This is a genomic window from Bacillus pumilus, assembly GCF_900186955.1.
Taxonomy (GTDB): Bacteria; Bacillota; Bacilli; order Bacillales; family Bacillaceae; genus Bacillus; species Bacillus pumilus.
The window spans coordinates 775,042-793,016 of the sequence record NZ_LT906438.1; the positions used below are offsets into that span (position 1 = coordinate 775,042).

The window sequence follows — 17,975 nt, forward strand, 5'->3', positions numbered from 1 at the left end:
GGTGGCATAAAACCAAGGTAAAAGCACTCGGAAAATTCCTACTAAAACACAAGAAAATGGTTTTTTACATGAAGAAGAAATGATAGTCGATTTAAACAGTAGATGATCTTTCTAATATGATCACTTTGCAAGAGATAATTAAAAGACGTCGTATTCCTGCACAATAGAGAAAGCGTTTTCAAGAAAGGCAGTGAGTTGATCGAACGGTGAAGGAGGTGAACTCATATGAAAAAAAGAGAGAACAAGCTGAGGCGCTGCAGCTGTCAAATGGCTGCATATGAGGATGCATGCTGAAAAAGAAGAGTGAACATGTGGGATGCTTCTCTCCTTTTTCAGAAAATAGATTTCCTAAAAAATCCATCTTTCATTTTAACATAAGGTGTTTGGCTTGAAAATGACCTTTGCCCGGAAAGTCGATTTTAAATAGAAGGAGGTCCTGTGATGAAAAAGGCTTTATACCATGAAGACAGTGGGTTGTATCTAGAAAAAATGCGAATGGCATTTCAAGAACATTATGAGAAAAGAACAGATATGTGGTCTACTGATCCATCTTTAACAGATGCAGCCGTGGTGTCACTAAAGGCATGGCGTTCAAGGGAAAAGAATGCACTTGCTTCTGTGCTGGATATCGGGTGCGGGAACGGCCGGGCACTTGAACATTTAAGCGGGCTTTCCGCATATGTCGGCATCGACCTGTATGAGCATGAGGAGTGGGTAGGATTACAGAAAAGAGAAACGGTTCCTGTCCATTTTGTTCATCAAGATTTTATGTCCTGGTCGATGGGCCAGGGTCGAGGGATGCAGTTTGATTTAATTTTAGATCATGGCTGCTTTCATCACCAGCACCCTGATGATCATGAGCGTTATTTAAAACAGGTTTCCTCTTTGCTTCATGAAGGCGGCGTCTTCTCACTTGTTGTATGGGGAGAAGAGTGGAGAACAGGATTAATCGGAGAGGATGGCCGTTTCCACTTTTCGTTTTCAGACTCTCAGCTTGGAGAAAGAATTTGTTCATCAGGTCTGGAGCTTGTATCGATTACACCATTAAAAGCAAAAGCCGGCATTAGCCAGCATCATGTCATTGCCGTCAAAATCTAGTACAAAGGTGAACACTCAAACGTAGCAGAGGTGTTCATTCTAAGAAACAGCCTGTGCGCAACATGTAAGGGAAAGGCGTTATGAACCAAGAATTCTGCTCCTTTGTACTGGAAAAGACCTAGATTGACATATCGCTAGAATAGGTGGAATCAAGGTCTGAAGGATAAGAGGAAACGCACACCCATGTTCTTTTAAGCCATGAGTGCAGGCACATATTCATCACCATCACTGCGCTACCTGAGTCGATTTGGGTGCAGCGATGAATAGGGGGGAGACAAATGAACAAGTTTGTAGATGAATTACAATCAATGATTCATCATTTTACCTTTCAAGAAAAAAACTATTTGCTCGTGGGGCCAGTGAACCTTCCGATCTCCATTCAACATGAAGAAGTGCCATTTAAATGGTATGCCTTCGCACCTGTTGAAGGGGAGACAAAACCAACGATCGAATCTATTGTCCAAATGAGTACCGCGCAGCAAACCTTTTCCTCTTGTCTCTTATTTGGCGACTTTGAAAATGAGGTGCCGCCGCTTGTGCGAATTCATAGTGTCTGCCAAACAGGGGATGTGTTTGGGTCACTAAAATGTGACTGCGGTCCACAGCTTGCGTTATCGCTGAAGAAAATCACCGATTACGGAAAAGGCATGCTCGTCTATATGGCCAATCAAGAAGGGCGGTCAATTGGGCTGATGGCGAAAGCATTGACGTATAAATTACAGGAAATGCAGATGGATACGTTTGAAGCCAACCGTCTGATTGGCTGCGGCGATGATGATCGGCATTACGAGGAGGCAGCGGCTGTTCTGCACTATTTAAACAAAGGGAAACCAATGCATCTCCTAACGAACAATCCAGATAAAGTCGATTCCATTGCTGCTTACGGTCTTCCTGTTTTACGGTTTGATCATACGGTCGAAGCCTCTCTCTATAATGAAGCCTATTTAAAAGCAAAAGCAGCCTCAGGGCATATGGTCGATGAGAAAAAATTAATTAATCAGTAGATGAGTTTACTTTAAAGAAGGCGGGAGAAAAGCGTGAAACCTGAAATCAATTGGATTCAAATCCCAAGCGGCTATGCAACAATCGGAAGTAATGAAGAAGATATGAAAAAGGCATCAGAATTCTGGAAGGACAAGCTTCTCAATCCAACTTACGGACGTGAGAAAAAATTTCAAAAATGGCTGTACAAAGAATTTCCATCCTATCAGCCGTATATCAATGAATTTTTCATTTCAGATACGGTCGTCACCAATGAATGGTATCAAAGCTATTGTGATGAAACAGGCCAGTCGTACCCGGAGAGCTTAACGAATCAAGAGCTTGGCGGAGGGAAAGATCATCCGGCTTGGGGAATGGAGATCGAGGAAGCCTTCTCATTCTGTCAGTGGCTGAGCGGGAAACTTGGGATTGACGTGTCGATTCCTACTGAAGAAGAATGGGAATATGCTGCCCGGGGTAACACGAGAAATCAATACCCATGGGGAGATGAGTTTGATCCTTCTTTCTGTAATACGTACGAATCAAATATCGAAAAAACGACGCCTGTCCGCCATTACGAAAAGGGCAGATCCTTATTCGGTCTTTATGATATGGGGGGCAACGTCGAGGAATGGGTCAACACTAAATATCATGTATACGAAGGTGGCATAGAGGTCGTAGATGATTTAACAGAAACGCTTGGCAATGATTACTACATTTTAAAAGGCGGCTCCTTTGCTAGAGGCGGAGATTTATGCAGAGTCGCCAGAAGACATGGGAAGCACACAGATCCCGTTTTCCGATTTACTGGTTTTCGTGTAGTGACTCGTCAAAAACAACATATAAAGGTGGGAGTGTAAAACCATGCATAGAGGACCAATTACATCTGTTTTATCAACTCAGCAGGATCAAATTGTTTACACTGGCGGTTATGACCGCTGTATTTATCAGTGGAACCGGGCGACAGGAGAAGGAACGTTTATTGGAAGTCACGAGCACATCATTAACTCTTTATCTCTTTCTGAAAACGGAAAATATTTAGCGAGTGCATCGTCAGACTACACCATTAAATTGTTTGATACAGGTACTCATACTCAAATTCGCACCCTGTTTGGTCATGCGGATGATGTAGAAGCCGTTGCTTTTGCGAAGCAGGATACGTTGCTTGTATCGGTGTCTAGAGATAGAAGATGCTTAGTCTGGGATATCGAAACAGGAGCCATCCTAAGAGAATTTCATGGACATAGCAAGGATGTATTAGCTGTATGGATACATGGCGATAAAGCTTATACAACAGGTGATGATGGCTATGTTCTTGTGTGGCTGTATGATACAGGAGAAATTGTAGGGGAGATCGGTCCGTTTGATTATGAGCTGGACACAATCAGCGGCAGCAATCAAAAAGAAGTGTTCGCACTTGGCAGAGACGATGGCACCGTTATTATTTATGATGCGGTGACTTTACAGGAGAAAAAAATCATCAAAGCTCATTTACAGGGCGTCAAGCGTGTGAACTTTTCTCCAAGCGGCAATTACTTGCTGACAGCAGGCTATGACCATTTAATTAAGCTGTGGAATTACGAAACAGGGGATTTGGTTGATACTCTTCTCCCTCATAAATATCAGTGGGAGCGCTCGCTTGTCTGGACGGAGGATGAGAAATCCATCCTAGGAGCCAGCTTTGGAAAAACGTATTGTGAATGGTCTATTGAAAAGGGGAAAGTGGTATCAGATGAGATCGAAATGGCGACACCATCTATTAATGATATTGCACTGACTGATGCGGGAGATATCATCACAGCATCAGATGACGGAAAATTCAGAAAGAATGGGATTGAAATCGCTAAATCGACAGGCGTTTTAACAAATGGAGTGGCTGTCGCACGAGATGGAAGCTATTATGCTTGGGGAGATCATGCAAGTCAGGTGCATATTGTTCATGAATCATTACAGCAAATGGTTTCGTTTGATCTCAATACAGGGCCGGTCAACAGTGTGTATTTCCACGAGGAGGATCGGCAATTTTATATTGGAACTTACGGCGGCTATGTACATGTCATTTCGACAGAGCATTTAAAGGAAGTTGGCCGTTCCAAAGCACACGATTGTGCTGTGAAAGCACTAAAAGTAGAAGGAGATCATATCATCACAGCCGCAGTAGAAGGAACCATCTGTCTTTTAGATAAGAAGAGCTTGTCTTTAAAAGCGAAATATATCGGGGCGACAGAGCTATTAAATGATGTATTCATTGATAGCAAAAGAGATCGTATTGCCATTGTCAGCCGTGACAAGAATGTGAGATTGTTTGATTTGCATACAGGAAGAATTTTAGACCAGCATAATGAACACCAGTATTCGATTAAATCGGTCTCTGTCACAGACTCTGGCTATATTGTGAGCGGAGATTATTGGGGCTATATCGTAGTATGGAATCCAGAGCTCGGGGTCAATACCGGCCCAATTAGAATTGCCAAGAATGGAATTAGTGCCATCAGACAATTAGGCAATGATGTATACGCAAGCTCGTATGATGGTGGGATTTATCATATTCGAGAAGATGGCACGTATACCGAAGTACTGCGCTTATTTGAACAATTTCCAAAAGAAGTAATCTCTCATTAAGAAAAAGAATGTAAGCGGGGGATTCTCATGATAAGTGTTTGCAAGGAACATATGAAAAAAGGTCTGACTGTACTCAATTGTCCGCATGTGCTCCTCATTAATAAATATGAATGTCGCAAATGCTGTTTTTGTAAACAACGAGCATCATATAAACTTTTTTATTCCTTGCCTTACTATGATCGTTCTGAAAAGAAACGGATGGAAAAAATATGAGAATAGAACTCCTTCATTTCCTGAAGGAGTTCTTTCCCTTGAAAGAGAAGAAAGGAGACTTACATGAAAGACGATGTGTTTTATATGAAACTGGCGATTGCCAACGCAAAGGCAATGAAAGGGCAAACCTCCCCAAACCCGCTTGTCGGTGCAGTCATTGTGCAGCAAGGTGAAATTGTTGGAATGGGTGCTCACATGAAGGCGGGCGAACCTCATGCTGAAATTCATGCACTGCACATGGCAGGAGAAAAGGCAGAAGGAGCTCATCTGTATGTAACGCTCGAACCTTGTTCGCATCATGGGAAAACGGGTCCTTGCACAGAAGCGATTATCAAAAGTGGTGTGAAACGAGTAGTCATTGCGACGCAAGATCCGAATCCGCTTGTAGCAGGGAAAGGGATTACCGTGTTGAAACAAGCAGGGATCGAAGTAGATGAAGGAATATGTAAACAGGAGGCGGATCGCTTAAATGTGCCTTTTTTCCATTTCATTCAATCAGACCTTCCCTACGTCATCTTAAAATCAGCCATTTCATTAGATGGGAAAATTGCCACAGCTCAACTTGAAAGCAAATGGATCACAGGAACAGAAGCGAGGCAAGAAGTGCAGCAATTGCGCCAAGAAGCAGATGCTGTGATAACAGGTGTCGAAACGATTATTCAAGATGATGCAGGTCTTATTGTGAAAGATTCAATAGCGTCTCAGCCGATTCGCGTCATTTTAGATTCTACATTAAGGATTCCGCTTCATGCGAAATGTTTAACAGATCGTAGAGCGGAAACCATTATTTGTACCTCGCACATGTATGATCAGAAAAAGTATGAACAACTCATAGAAAAAGGGCATCACGTCTATGTCACAAGCGGAGAGCAGCGGACAGATATTCATGACGTGTTAAGAATGCTGAAGGAACGTTCTGTTATGTCAGTTCTTGTTGAAGCAGGAGGGAATGTGAGTGCTTCCTTTTTAGAAGCATCACTTGTCAATGAAGCCGTCATTTATATGGCACCTTTATTAATCGGTGGAAAACAGGCACCTACTTTTTTTGAAGGAGCTGGGGTGAAAAAACTAAAAGAGGCGATCCGTCCAGCAGATGTTGAATATAGTATGGTAGGAAAAGATATCAAAATGACAATGAAATTTCAATAAATATAAGGCCTTGTGCTTCGAGTGCAAGGTCTTTTCAATATTTCTCATAAAAATAAAAATGTACATACACCTTTCCAAGGAACGATGAATACGATGGATGGGGGTGATTCTATGAGAAGATGTAGACAATGCGGAAAGACATATCCAACTCATTCGACAGACCACTACCAAAAAGGAAGCTGGTATGATGCGTATAAGGATGATGGCTGGGAATGTGATAGTTGTAAGAAAGGAAAGTCAGGAAAACCAGTGAAAAATCCTTGCTGCGGGAAAGATCCATGTGTGTGTGTCATTCAAGGTCCGCCAGGAGGAAGAGGAAGAAGAGGCCCAGCAGGTCCGGCAGGTGCAGTGGGTCCAGCGGGTCCAGCAGGTCCAATCGGGCCAACAGGTGTAGGGTTAACGGGCATCGTAGCATTTGATCCAGCGGTAGCGCCGACGTATCCAGTAGGTCAAGTGGTGACGTATGATGGCAGTACGTATGTGGTCAATACAGCACCGCCAACAGGTACGCCGGATACGTCGCCAGATTATACGCTTTTAGCTGCTGCAGGCGCGACTGGTGAGACGGGTGCTACCGGGACAGGTGCAACCGGCGCCACGGGAGCAACCGGCGTCACAGGAGCGACAGGAGAAATTGGTCCAACCGGAGCCACCGGTACAGGAGTAACAGGTGCCACAGGAGCAACCGGAGCGACCGGCGTCACAGGAGCGACAGGAGAAATTGGTCCAACCGGAGCCACCGGTACAGGAGTAACAGGTGCCACAGGAGCAACCGGAGCAACCGGCGTCACAGGAGCGACAGGAGAAATTGGTCCAACCGGAGTCACCGGCACGGGTGCAACAGGAGCAACAGGGGCAACCGGAGCAACCGGCGCCACAGGAGCGACAGGAGAAATTGGCCCAACCGGCGCCACCGGCACGGGTGCAACAGGAGCCACCGGAGCGACCGGCGTCACAGGAGCGACAGGAGAAATTGGTCCAACCGGAGCCACCGGCATTACGGGAGCGACAGGGTTAATAGGAGCAACCGGAGAGACTGGCGCCACAGGAGCAACTGGTGCAACCGGCATTACGGGAGCAACAGGCGTAACTGGGGATACAGGTGTAACAGGAGCGACCGGTGCAACCGGCGTCACCGGAGAAACAGGTATTACGGGAGCGACAGGGTTAACAGGAACAACCGGAGCGACTGGCGCTACGGGAGCCACCGGCGTCACCGGAGAAACAGGTATTACGGGAGCGACAGGGTTAACAGGAGCCACCGGAGAGACTGGCGCCACAGGAGCAACAGGCGTAACTGGGGATACAGGTGTAACAGGAGCGACCGGAGTCACCGGTATTACGGGAGCGACAGGGTTAACAGGAGCCACCGGAGAGACTGGCGCCACAGGAGCAACAGGCGTAACTGGGGATACAGGTGTAACAGGAGTGACCGGTGCAACCGGCATTACAGGAGCAACAGGCGTAACTGGGGATACAGGTGCAACAGGAGTGACCGGTGCAACCGGCATTACGGGAGCAACCGGCGTAACTGGGGATACAGGTGCAACAGGAGTGACCGGTGCAACCGGCATTACGGGAGCAACCGGCGTAACTGGGGATACAGGTGTAACAGGAGCAACCGGTGCAACCGGCATTACGGGAGCAACCGGCGTAACTGGGGATACAGGTGCAACAGGAGTGACCGGTGCAACCGGCATTACGGGAGCAACCGGCGTAACTGGGGATACAGGTGTAACAGGAGCAACCGGTGCAACCGGCATTACGGGAGCAACCGGCGTCACCGGAGAAACAGGTATTACAGGAGCGACAGGGTTAACAGGAGCAACCGGAGTGACTGGCGCCACAGGAGCAACAGGCGTAACTGGGAATACAGGAGCAACCGGAGTGACTGGCGCCACAGGAGCAACCGGCGTAACTGGGGATACAGGTGTAACAGGAGTGACCGGTGCAACCGGCATTACAGGAGCAACCGGCGTAACTGGGGATACAGGTGTAACAGGAGTGACCGGTGCAACCGGCATTACAGGAGCAACCGGCGTAACTGGGGATACAGGTGTAACAGGAGCGACCGGAGCCACCGGCGTCACCGGAGAAACAGGTATTACGGGAGCGACAGGGTTAACAGGAGCAACCGGAGCGACTGGCGCTACGGGAGCAACAGGGTTAACAGGAGCAACCGGAGTGACTGGCGCCACGGGTGCAACAGGCGTCACCGGATCAAGTGCTATTATTCCATTTGCGTCTGGAGATCCTGTTATCTTGACAACAATTGCAGGCGGACTTGTTGGAACATCTAGCTTAGTCGGATTTGGCAACTCAGCAACAGGTGTCAGTATTGTAGGCGGAATCATTGATTTAACAGGCGCTGCAGGCACCTTACTGAACATGGCGTTCTCAGTTCCGAGAGCTGGAACGATCACGTCATTTGCCGGCTATTTCAGTACAACAGCAGCTCTTTCTTTGATCGGCACGAGTATTACCGTAACGGCTAGTCTATTCGCTTCACCGACACCAAATAACAGTTTCACACAAGTAGCGAGTGTCACATTAGCCCCAGCTTTAACCGGAGTTTTAACACTGGGTGCTATTGCAAACGGTATTGCGACTGGTCTGAATGTACCAGTCACACCACAAACAAGACTGCTCGTTGTCTTCTCTGCAACAGCTACAGGTCTATCGTTATTGAATACCGTAGCAGGCTATGCGAGTGCTGGTTTATCAATCACGTAATGAACACAATGGGATGACTCAATCATGAGTCGTCCTTTTTTGTTTTGAATGAATTTTCTCTTACCTTAGTGAGAAAAAATGATATGATTTTCTTAGAGTCTAGTTGATGAATTTAGTTGGATTAGGGGTTGTGGCGGTGAGGATGGGCAAAAGGAAAGTCACTTTACAAACGAAAATTTTGGGATTAATAATCGGGCTTTTGCTTGTTGTCATTACGTTATTGACCATTTGTTTTGGTTTTTTGCAGACCTCAGAAAGGCAGCGGCAAGCAGAACAGCTGGCGGTGCAAACCGCTAGAACAATCTCATATATGCCGCCCATTAAAACATCGGTGGCCACATCTGCATCGAAAAATGAAGAACAGGTAGTACTTGAGCAAATGAAGGATCAAGTTAGAGCACATGCCATCTTCATTACCAATCAAAAAGGGAAGATCCTTTTTCATACGAACCATGAGAATGTAGGAAAAACCATCAGTGTATTTAGAGGAAGAAGTACCCTGCTTTTTGGGGGAACCTCCATATCATCGGGTGATTCTAATGGTGAAACCGTTGTCAGAGGCAGTGCCCCGATTATGAAAGAAACAGGCAAGCATGAAGAAATTATTGGCACAGTCACCGTCGAATTTTTAAAAAAGGAAATCGATCAAGCGACAGCCCATCAACTATTCAAGCTTAGCTATATTGCTCTTCTTGTGCTCTTGCCTGGTATATTCGGAGCGATCTTTTTAACAAGAAGTATTCGTAAAGATACATTAGGTCTTGAACCGCATGAAATTGCTTCATTATTTCGAGAAAGAGAAGCGATGCTGCTTGCGATAAAAGAAGGGATTATTGCATTTGACCGCAAAGGCGCGATTACGATGATGAATACATCTGCTGAACACATGCTGCGCGTTTCATCCGAGCTGCGGCTTCATATTGATCAAGTCTTGCCAAAAGCCAATCTCCTTGTCTATTTAAAGGAAGAGACAATTGAACCGAACATAGAAACCGTTGTCAATGATAAAACCTATGTCTTAAATGTGAAAAAAGTGGTGCAGGACAACCATGTCTTTGGAGGGATTGTGAGCTTCAGGGAGAAAACAGAGCTGACGAAGCTGCTGGATACATTAACAGAGGTCAGCCAATATTCAGAAGACCTGAGAGCGCAAACACACGAATTTTCAAATAAGCTGTACGCCATTTTAGGTTTGCTTGAGCTGAAGCAAGTGGATGAAGCCATTGACTTAATAAAGGAAGAATATACGCTGCAAAACCGTCAGCACGATTTACTGATGAAGCAAATACGATCTCCTAAAATACAAGCCATCCTACTTGGCAAGCTAGGGAAAGCCTCTGAGAAGAAGGTACATTTCCACATCGATGAAAATAGTTCATTGGAGCCGCTACCAGCACATTTAAGTCTATCTCACTTTATTACCATCATCGGCAATCTCGTAGACAATGCGTTTGAGGCTGTATTGAATAAGGAGAAAAGAGAAGTAAGCTTGTTCATCACAGATATTGGATTTGATATTATCATAGAGGTGTCTGATTCAGGGGATGGTGTCAATGAAGGAGCCATTTCACAACTTTTCACAAGAGGACATTCATCAAAGGGAGAAGGACGAGGCTATGGACTCGCCAATGTCAAAGAAGTATTGGACGAACTTGGGGGCTGGATTGAAATAACGAACCAAAAAGAAGGCGGTGCCATCTTCACTGCATACATACCGAAAGGCACAAAGGGGGAATAAATGGTGATGAAGGTACTCATTGCGGAGGATGATTTTCGAATCGCAGCCATTCATGCATCTTATATACAACAAATAGAGGGATTTCAAGTCGCCGGAAAGGCAAAGAGTGCAAAGGATATGTGGGAGGCGCTTCAAAAGGAACAAGTCGACCTCATCTTGCTTGATGTGTATATGCCCGATGAGCTCGGCACAAACCTGTTGCCGCTTTTAAGAGAACGCTATCCAGAAATAGATGTGATTATTATCACAGCGGCAACGGAAACGACACTTTTAAGAGATGCCCTTCAATACGGAGTGGTTCATTATTTAATCAAACCAGTGACCGCACAAAAGTTTGCGCAAGTTTTAACTGAATATAAAGAGAAGAAAGACATCATCAATTCCAAGGATGAAGTCAATCAAACGATGATTGATTTGTTTTTTGGACAGATGCAGGAAGAGCCAAAGGAACAGGATGACAGAGACCTGCCTACAGGCATCAATTCGCTGACTTTGGACAAGGTGAAAACATTGATGGCATCAGAGAATAGTGGAATTACAGCAGAAGAACTAGGAGAAAAGATGGGGGCATCACGTACAACAGCGAGACGGTATGTTGAGTATCTCGTGACAACAGGAGAATGCCGGGCAGAGCTTGCGTACGGAATCATTGGCAGACCAGAGCGAAAATATTATCCTGCCAAAAAGCAAGCGGAGTCTTAAAAGATGAAAAAAGCAATATGCCTTGTCGTGATCATAATATGTCTTTGTATGACGCTCACCTTTAATGAAAAAAGGGAGGTGACTCTTTCCTGCAGCACAGCCCATTATATATCGTGGTGTCTGGTGTCCCTGACGGCGGATTTGACCAAACAGCTCAAGTGATGAAATCAGTGCTCGAGAAGGAAAAGCTGGTGAAGCGGCCGGTGAATATCCTTTATCAAAGAGGCGGAACGGTGGATAAAGGATGGACATATATGCTGGAGCGAGATACCAACTATATTAGTTTGAATTCAAGTTTATTGTTAAGCCGTAATTTGCTTGGCAGCAGTAACATGACAATGAATGATGTCACGCCACTTGCGATTCTTGCAGAAGAGTGGCAGGTCGTCGCAGTCCCAGTGGATTCTCCCTTTTCAAATGGGAAGGAGCTATTAAACACACTAAAGAAGAAACCGGATTCCTTAAAAATTGGATTTGCCCCGGACTTCGGAAATGATGATCAAATCTCATTCGCACGAGCGGCAGAAATGGCAGGAATTGATCCATACCGCATTCAATTTTTGAAGTTTGACAGTGCAGATGATTTATTTCAGGCGCTCATTGACCATGAGGTGGATGCAGCAACAACAACGATTACAGAGGTTCGTCATGATTATGAAAAGAAGAGGCTAAAACTCATAGCGACCACAACCAATCAGCGTTTAGAGGGATTTGAAGATGTGCCTACTTGGAAAGAGCAAGGCATCCCGCTCATCTTTTCTCATTGGCGTGGTGTCATGGGACCCAAGCAAATGAATCAGCACGAGATTCGTGAATGGGATCAGCTTCTTCAAAAAATGACACAGACTAAGTCCTGGAAAAAACAATTAAAGCAAAAGGGCTGGACAAGTCGTTATATGAACAGCAAAGAGGCAAAGATCTTTATGGAAGAGCAATTAAGGCGATATGAGCAGTTTATTCAAGGAGAACAAGCGGTCGAGTGAGACCGCTTTTTTTCATGGAATCCATCAAAACCAAGGTTTGAACAAAATGAACAAAAAGCATTTATCGACCGAAAAAGAATTAAAATTCATAATATTTACTTCAATTCAGGCGTCAGATATCATGACAGAAAGGGTTGGAAATGGGATACCAACATTTAATGAAAGCGTATACAACATAAGGGGTGAACGAAATGTTAGCGATCTTAGGATTTCTTATGATGATTGTATTTATGGTTTTAATTATGACGAAACGTATGTCTGTTTTAACGGCATTGGTATTAACACCGATTGCATTTGCTCTTATTGCAGGTTTTCATTTTACAGAAATTTCAGACATGATTGTCAAAGGTGTACAGCAAGTCGCACCGACGGCGGTCATGATCATGTTTGCGATTTTGTACTTTGGCATTATGATTGATGCGGGTTTATTTGATCCGATGGTGGCGAAAATTTTAAAAATCGTCAAAGGCGATCCATTAAAAATTGTCGTCGGAACAGCTGTCCTGACCATGCTTGTTGCACTTGATGGTGACGGAACCACAACGTACATGATTACAACAACAGCGATGCTTCCGTTATTTACGCTGCTTGGCATCCGTCCGATTATTTTAGCGGGAATTGCCGGAGTTGGCATGGGGATTATGAATACGATTCCATGGGGAGGAGCCACACCTAGAGCGGCGAGTGCACTTGGCGTTGATCCATCACTTTTATTTGGCCCGATGATTCCAGTCATTGGCGCAGGGGTTTTGAGCATGATTGTGGTGGCATACTTTCTTGGGAAGTCTGAAAGAAAACGTCTTGGTGTCATTGAGCTCGAACAGCCGATTCATGCAAATGAAATGGCAGCGGCACTGCAGGACGACATCAAGCGGCCGAAACTTTGGTGGTTTAACCTGACGCTTACGTTGTTATTGGTGCTCCTTCTTGTCTCAGGAAAAGTCAGCTTAACGGTCCTATTTGTTCTTGCATTCTGTGTGGCGATTATCGTGAACTATCCGAACCTTGAACAGCAGCGTGAGCGGATTGCGGCTCATTCAACCAACGTCTTAGCTATTGCTTCGATGATATTTGCGGCAGGTGTTTTTACAGGCATCTTAACTGGGACGAAAATGGTCGATGAAATGGCAATTTCAATTGTATCTGCCATTCCAGAGCAGCTTGGCGGCTTCATTCCAGTCATTGTGGCGTTAACGAGCGGAATCTTTACGTTCTTTATGCCGAATGATGCATACTTTTATGGGGTCCTGCCGATCCTATCAGAAACAGCGGCAGCATACGGTGTTGATAAAATTGAAATCGCGAGAGCCTCTATTATTGGCCAGCCGATTCATATGTTAAGCCCACTTGTTCCATCCACTCATTTACTTGTTGGACTTGTTGGGGTATCACTGGATCAGCATCAGAAGTTTGGCATGAAATGGGCTGTGCTTGCAGTCGTTGCCATGACGGTCATGTCGGTACTCATTGGGGCCATTTCCATTTGGTAAATAAAAGAGTGTCTGCTACGTGAGCAGGCACTTTTTTAGGTCATATTGCCGAGCAGGCTCAATTCATTTGCCCTATACAAAAACACTCTTGTTCCTCCAAAAGATATATTTTTGAAAAATACTGACACTTTTACTGTTTTTTTCTTTATAATGCAAATCAACGAAGGGAGAGGATAGCATGTCCAACCGAAAAGGCACGATTCTTTTTGCTGCTGTATGCCTCATAGCAGGAAGTTTGTCGATGGTGAGCCCAGCTTCAGCTCATGCAGATACCCCTTATTATGGAAAAAGTTTTGAACAGCCAGCCTCAGTGAAGAAGCTATACCCTGAGCCTGACGAGACGTTCGATACCCCCGCATTTCAGAAAAAAGGAGAAGCCTTCACCACACAAGAAGAGCTTCAACAATTCTTACGTGATATTGTCCGCAAAAGTCCTTACGCTACGCAGAAGCAGATTGGAACATCCATTGAAGGACGGTCCATTCCAGCCCTCTACTTTACAAAGGATCGTCATATTTCTCCACTTTCAAAAAAGCCAACGATCTGGCTTCAAGCACAAATACACGGAAATGAACCAGCCTCCGGTGAATCGGCTCTCGTCATCGCAAAACGATTAGCTGGTGAAGAAGGAGAGCGTATACTCAATCATGTCAATATCATCATTGTCCCGAGAATCAATCCTGATGGTGCTTATGCGTTTGACCGCAGGCTTGCAAACGGAATGGATGGAAACCGTGATCATATGACATTAGAATCTCCAGAGCTCACAGCCCTGCATCAAGAATTTAATCGGTATACACCAGAAGTAGTCATTGATGCCCATGAATACGATGTAGGACAAAAACAGTTTGATGATATCGGATCAGCGGGTGCCCTCAAATATCACGATTTACTGATCTTATCAGGGAAGAACTTGAATATTCCAGAAAGCATCCGGCTCACGTCAAATGAATTATACGTGAACGGCGTCCGTGAAACGCTAACAAATCAAGGATTTTCAAATGATTTATATTATACAAGCACAAGAGGAAAGGATGGAAAGATCGATCTCTATGAAGGTGGAACGGATGCACGAATTGGTCGAAATGCTCTGGCGCTCTCCCCAGCGCTATCCTTTCTTGTAGAAAGCAGAGGGATTGGAATTGGAAGAGAGGACTTTACCCGCCGCGTCGCAGCACAAGTCACCACTCATGAAAAAATCATTGAAACAACGGTGAAACATGCAAAGCAGGTGAAGCAGCATATGGTGACGGAGCGTTTGAAGCTGGTGAAAAAAGGTCTCCAATCGAATGATGACGATCAAGTGGTCATTCAAGATGATTTCAAAGCGCCGGTGGATGATTCGCTTGAAATGGTAGATATTGAAAAAGGACAGACCATCAATGTCCCTGTACGCTTTCACAGTGCGAGCGATGCTACTCCTGTCATGTCGAGAGAGCGACCGACAGCTTATCTTGTTTTACCTGGACATGAAGGGGTAGAACGGAAGCTTCAAACCTTAGGGTTAAAAAGTGTCACATTGCCTGCCAGTGTAAAAGTAACGGTACAAGCCTATCAAGTAACAAAACGAGATGAAAAGAGCAAAACAGATATTCAGCTTGAAACAGAACTCGTCCAAAAGAAACGTCAGCTGCCAAAAGGGACAAAGGTATATTTCGCGGCGCAGCCGCAAACGAATTTGTTGTCACTTGCCCTTGAGCCAGAATCAAAAGACAGCTACATGTCCTCTGGATTTATTGCTTCAAAAGTAGGCGATGAACTGCCAGTATACCGGTTCTTGCTATCTAAAAGGACGTTGGGCATTAAATAAAAAAGGGCTAAAATCAACATCATTTTAGCCCTTTGTCTACAATCTAGAAGCGGCACAGTGCGTGCTGCTTTTTTATTTTCGTCCTGCTCTTATTTCATCAGTCAAGCCTTCATATGGTGCTTCGGCGATAATGGTTTCGTCATTTACACCTGCATGATGGATATACGTAATGTCCGCAAATTCTGGAACAACATATTTCGGATATGTTTCGTACTTTTCACGAGATTCTTTCATGAGATCGATGTAGTCATTTTGATAGCAAACTGTGATATCTGGACGTTCATGGACCCATTTTGGGAAGAAGATGACGCCATGCATGCGTTTTTCTTCAGGCATAAAGTTCAGAGAGACGTCTGTCCCAGTTGGTTCTGTCCAAGAAACTTTGTAAACGCCTTTTGTTAGCTTCACAATATTCACTTCTTGATCACGAACCCAGCGGCCTCCAACCATTCCGCTATGAATGCGGTAATCAATGGTGTGATCGTTTTTAATGTAAATCTCATATTCCCAGCCATTTTCATACGTATAAATCATATGAATTCCAACGAATTGATCCATGTTTATTCCTTCTTTCATTAGAATGATGTTGTTTCAAACATGTCGTGATTTACATGTTTATTTTAAAGCCTGTGGTATACTATTGTCAAAGAATAAACGTTGGAGGCACATCATGAGAGTTTTGAAATATGCCATTCTTGGTTTACTAGATCAGTGTGAGCTGACTGGATACGATATCACCAAACATTTCAAGGATTCCCTTGGACAGTTTTGGAGTGCGAAGCATAGCCAAATTTACCCTGAGCTAAAACGGCTCACAGAAGAAGGGTTTATTGAATTTGATGTTCGTATACAAGGAAAGAAGCTGGAGAAGAAGGTTTATCAAATCACAGAGGCAGGGCAAGCAGCATTGCATCAGTGGTTAAGGACAAAAGACCCGATCCCAGAAACAACAAAGGATGAATTCATGCTCAAAACATTTTTCATCTCCTCCATGGACAAAAAAGAAGCAGCTGATCTGTTTACACATCAACTGCTAGAGCGCACGAAGAAAGTCGACATGCTAAAGCAGAAGCTGCATGCGTTAACAGAGGAAGATCCTGGGGCTGAATCGCTTCATTCAGCGCAATTTGGGCATTACTTAGTGCTGACAAGGGCAATTGAAAGAGAAAAAGGCTATGTCCGCTGGCTCGAGCAAACCCTTAAACGGATTGATTCATCCTCGCTCTAAGGACAATGGTCGGATGATATGATAAAAAATGGTTTGAAACTAGTGAATTTATAAATAGAAACCGCTACAATGGATATATTCGTATTAAAGTGAGGCGAGTATGTTTGAGTAATCAAGAAGCGTTGTGGAATGAAGCAGAAGCTTTTATTTCTGTATGCTATGAAGAATTGGGCAAGTCAAATGAAGAGAAAGCAGCACGTCTGCATGAAATAAAACAAGAAATTAACTCTAAAGGGATGTATACTCACACACAAGAGGAATTGGCGCATGGGGCGAAAATGGCGTGGCGCAACAGCAACCGCTGCATTGGCCGTTTATTTTGGTCAACCCTGCATGTTCACGACTGCCGTCATGTGAAGACAGAAGAAGAGGTGAAAGAGGCACTCTTTCATCATATTGAGTATGCGACCAATGATGGGAAAATCAAACCATCCATTACGATCTTTCCTCCAGAAAATCATGCGCAAAAGGAAGTCGTCATTTATAATCATCAGCTCGTTCGTTATGCAGGCTATGAGACGGAGTACGGCATCATCGGCGACGAGGCTTCTCTTGAATTAACAAAGTTGTGTGAAGCCCATGGCTGGAAAGGGGAAGGCACGCATTTTGATATCCTGCCTCTCATGTTTCAGCTAAAGGATCAACCGCCAGTTTTGTATGAGCTTCCGAAAGAAATCGTCCAAGAAGTCGAGATTACCCATCCTGAATATGAAGGATTTCGTGATTTAGGACTGAAATGGTACGCCGTTCCGATTATTGCTGATATGAAATTGGAGATTGGTGGTATTCATTACAATGCAGCGCCGTTCAATGGTTGGTATATGGGCACAGAAATTGGCGCACGTAATCTAGCCGATGAAAATCGCTATAATATGCTGAAAAAAGTCGCTTCGATTTTAGAACTGGACACGGCAAAGAATGCGTCGCTTTGGAAGGACAAAGCCATTGTTGAGTTGAATGTGGCGGTTCTTCATTCTTACAGAGAAGCAGGGGTGACCATTGTTGATCACCATACAGCAGCACATCAATTCAAACAGTTCGAAAAGCAGGAAGAAAAGGCTGACCGTAAGCTGACTGGGGACTGGACTTGGCTGATTCCACCGGTATCACCAGCTGCTACCCACATCTTCCACAAGCATTACGACAATACCATTGTGAAGCCGAATTATTTTTATCAGGAAAAGCCCTATCATGGAACAGAAAAAGCCTAGCGAAAGCTAGGTTTTTT

14 protein-coding genes are annotated in these 17,975 nt (G+C 44.6%); 13 read left to right on the forward strand and 1 reads right to left on the reverse strand.

Annotated elements, in window-relative coordinates; translation table 11 throughout:
- The first annotated feature begins 441 nt into the window (after positions 1-441).
- From CKW02_RS03755 to CKW02_RS03805, 11 genes are all read left to right on the forward strand, one after another.
- Complete coding sequence (locus CKW02_RS03755) at positions 442-1,098, forward strand: class I SAM-dependent methyltransferase (RefSeq protein ID WP_003214095.1); 657 nt, start codon at positions 442-444, stop codon at positions 1,096-1,098.
- Positions 1,099-1,376: 278 nt separating this feature from the next.
- Complete coding sequence (locus tag CKW02_RS03760; RefSeq protein ID WP_003213962.1) at positions 1,377-2,102, forward strand: GTP cyclohydrolase II; 726 nt, start codon at positions 1,377-1,379, stop codon at positions 2,100-2,102.
- Between the two features lie 33 nt (positions 2,103-2,135).
- The gene (locus tag CKW02_RS03765; RefSeq protein ID WP_003213871.1) at positions 2,136-2,939 is read left to right on the forward strand and encodes a formylglycine-generating enzyme family protein; all 804 of its coding nucleotides are present in this window, start codon (positions 2,136-2,138) and stop codon (positions 2,937-2,939) included.
- A 4-nt stretch (positions 2,940-2,943) separates the two neighbouring features.
- On the forward strand, positions 2,944-4,701 hold the full coding sequence (locus tag CKW02_RS03770) for a WD40 repeat domain-containing protein (RefSeq protein ID WP_003214289.1): 1,758 nt from the start codon (positions 2,944-2,946) through the stop codon (positions 4,699-4,701).
- A 276-nt stretch (positions 4,702-4,977) separates the two neighbouring features.
- Positions 4,978-6,063, forward strand: coding sequence for a bifunctional diaminohydroxyphosphoribosylaminopyrimidine deaminase/5-amino-6-(5-phosphoribosylamino)uracil reductase RibD (ribD, locus tag CKW02_RS03775; RefSeq protein ID WP_003214330.1), 1,086 nt, complete (start codon positions 4,978-4,980; stop codon positions 6,061-6,063).
- Positions 6,064-6,174: 111 nt separating this feature from the next.
- The gene (locus tag CKW02_RS03780; protein WP_080550310.1) at positions 6,175-8,796 is read left to right on the forward strand and encodes an exosporium glycoprotein BclB-related protein; all 2,622 of its coding nucleotides are present in this window, start codon (positions 6,175-6,177) and stop codon (positions 8,794-8,796) included.
- 142 nt (positions 8,797-8,938) lie between these two features.
- Entirely contained in the window at positions 8,939-10,534 is a 1,596-nt protein-coding gene (locus tag CKW02_RS03785; RefSeq protein WP_034620196.1) for a sensor histidine kinase, read from the forward strand.
- Between the two features lie 3 nt (positions 10,535-10,537).
- Positions 10,538-11,236: a response regulator gene (locus tag CKW02_RS03790; protein ID WP_034620234.1), complete on the forward strand. Its 699-nt coding sequence runs from the start codon at positions 10,538-10,540 to the stop codon at positions 11,234-11,236.
- A gap of 161 nt (positions 11,237-11,397) precedes the next feature.
- A complete protein-coding gene (locus CKW02_RS03795; protein ID WP_231953219.1) occupies positions 11,398-12,219 on the forward strand; it encodes a tripartite tricarboxylate transporter substrate-binding protein in 822 nt (273 codons plus the stop codon).
- Between the two features lie 191 nt (positions 12,220-12,410).
- Entirely contained in the window at positions 12,411-13,709 is a 1,299-nt protein-coding gene (locus CKW02_RS03800) for an Mg(2+)/citrate complex secondary transporter CitM (protein WP_003214437.1), read from the forward strand.
- Positions 13,710-13,887: 178 nt separating this feature from the next.
- Positions 13,888-15,519: a M14 family metallopeptidase gene (locus tag CKW02_RS03805; RefSeq protein WP_003213930.1), complete on the forward strand. Its 1,632-nt coding sequence runs from the start codon at positions 13,888-13,890 to the stop codon at positions 15,517-15,519.
- A gap of 72 nt (positions 15,520-15,591) precedes the next feature.
- Here CKW02_RS03805 and CKW02_RS03810 read toward each other — a convergent pair whose 3' ends face one another.
- Entirely contained in the window at positions 15,592-16,077 is a 486-nt protein-coding gene (locus CKW02_RS03810) for a phenolic acid decarboxylase (RefSeq protein ID WP_003214297.1), read from the reverse strand.
- A gap of 112 nt (positions 16,078-16,189) precedes the next feature.
- On the opposite strand from CKW02_RS03810, the gene CKW02_RS03815 reads away from it, so the two are divergent.
- The gene (locus CKW02_RS03815) at positions 16,190-16,747 is read left to right on the forward strand and encodes a PadR family transcriptional regulator (protein WP_003214496.1); all 558 of its coding nucleotides are present in this window, start codon (positions 16,190-16,192) and stop codon (positions 16,745-16,747) included.
- A 104-nt stretch (positions 16,748-16,851) separates the two neighbouring features.
- On the forward strand, positions 16,852-17,958 hold the full coding sequence (locus tag CKW02_RS03820; RefSeq protein WP_003214389.1) for a nitric oxide synthase oxygenase: 1,107 nt from the start codon (positions 16,852-16,854) through the stop codon (positions 17,956-17,958).
- The last annotated feature ends 17 nt before the right edge of the window (positions 17,959-17,975 follow it).

What these genes read in the sequence shown, in the direction of transcription:
- CKW02_RS03755 (WP_003214095.1), top strand. Translation starts at nt 442, where the DNA reads ATGAAAAAGGCTTTATACCATGAAGACAGTGGGTTGTATCTAGAAAAA.
- CKW02_RS03760 (WP_003213962.1), top strand. Translation starts at nt 1,377, where the DNA reads ATGAACAAGTTTGTAGATGAATTACAATCAATGATTCATCATTTTACC.
- CKW02_RS03770 (WP_003214289.1), top strand. Translation starts at nt 2,944, where the DNA reads ATGCATAGAGGACCAATTACATCTGTTTTATCAACTCAGCAGGATCAA.
- ribD (WP_003214330.1), top strand. Translation starts at nt 4,978, where the DNA reads ATGAAAGACGATGTGTTTTATATGAAACTGGCGATTGCCAACGCAAAG.
- CKW02_RS03780 (WP_080550310.1), top strand. Translation starts at nt 6,175, where the DNA reads ATGAGAAGATGTAGACAATGCGGAAAGACATATCCAACTCATTCGACA.
- CKW02_RS03785 (WP_034620196.1), top strand. Translation starts at nt 8,939, where the DNA reads ATGGGCAAAAGGAAAGTCACTTTACAAACGAAAATTTTGGGATTAATA.
- CKW02_RS03795 (WP_231953219.1), top strand. Translation starts at nt 11,398, where the DNA reads ATGAAATCAGTGCTCGAGAAGGAAAAGCTGGTGAAGCGGCCGGTGAAT.
- CKW02_RS03800 (WP_003214437.1), top strand. Translation starts at nt 12,411, where the DNA reads ATGTTAGCGATCTTAGGATTTCTTATGATGATTGTATTTATGGTTTTA.
- CKW02_RS03805 (WP_003213930.1), top strand. Translation starts at nt 13,888, where the DNA reads ATGTCCAACCGAAAAGGCACGATTCTTTTTGCTGCTGTATGCCTCATA.
- CKW02_RS03810 (WP_003214297.1), bottom strand. Translation starts at nt 16,077, where the DNA reads ATGGATCAATTCGTTGGAATTCATATGATTTATACGTATGAAAATGGC.
- CKW02_RS03815 (WP_003214496.1), top strand. Translation starts at nt 16,190, where the DNA reads ATGAGAGTTTTGAAATATGCCATTCTTGGTTTACTAGATCAGTGTGAG.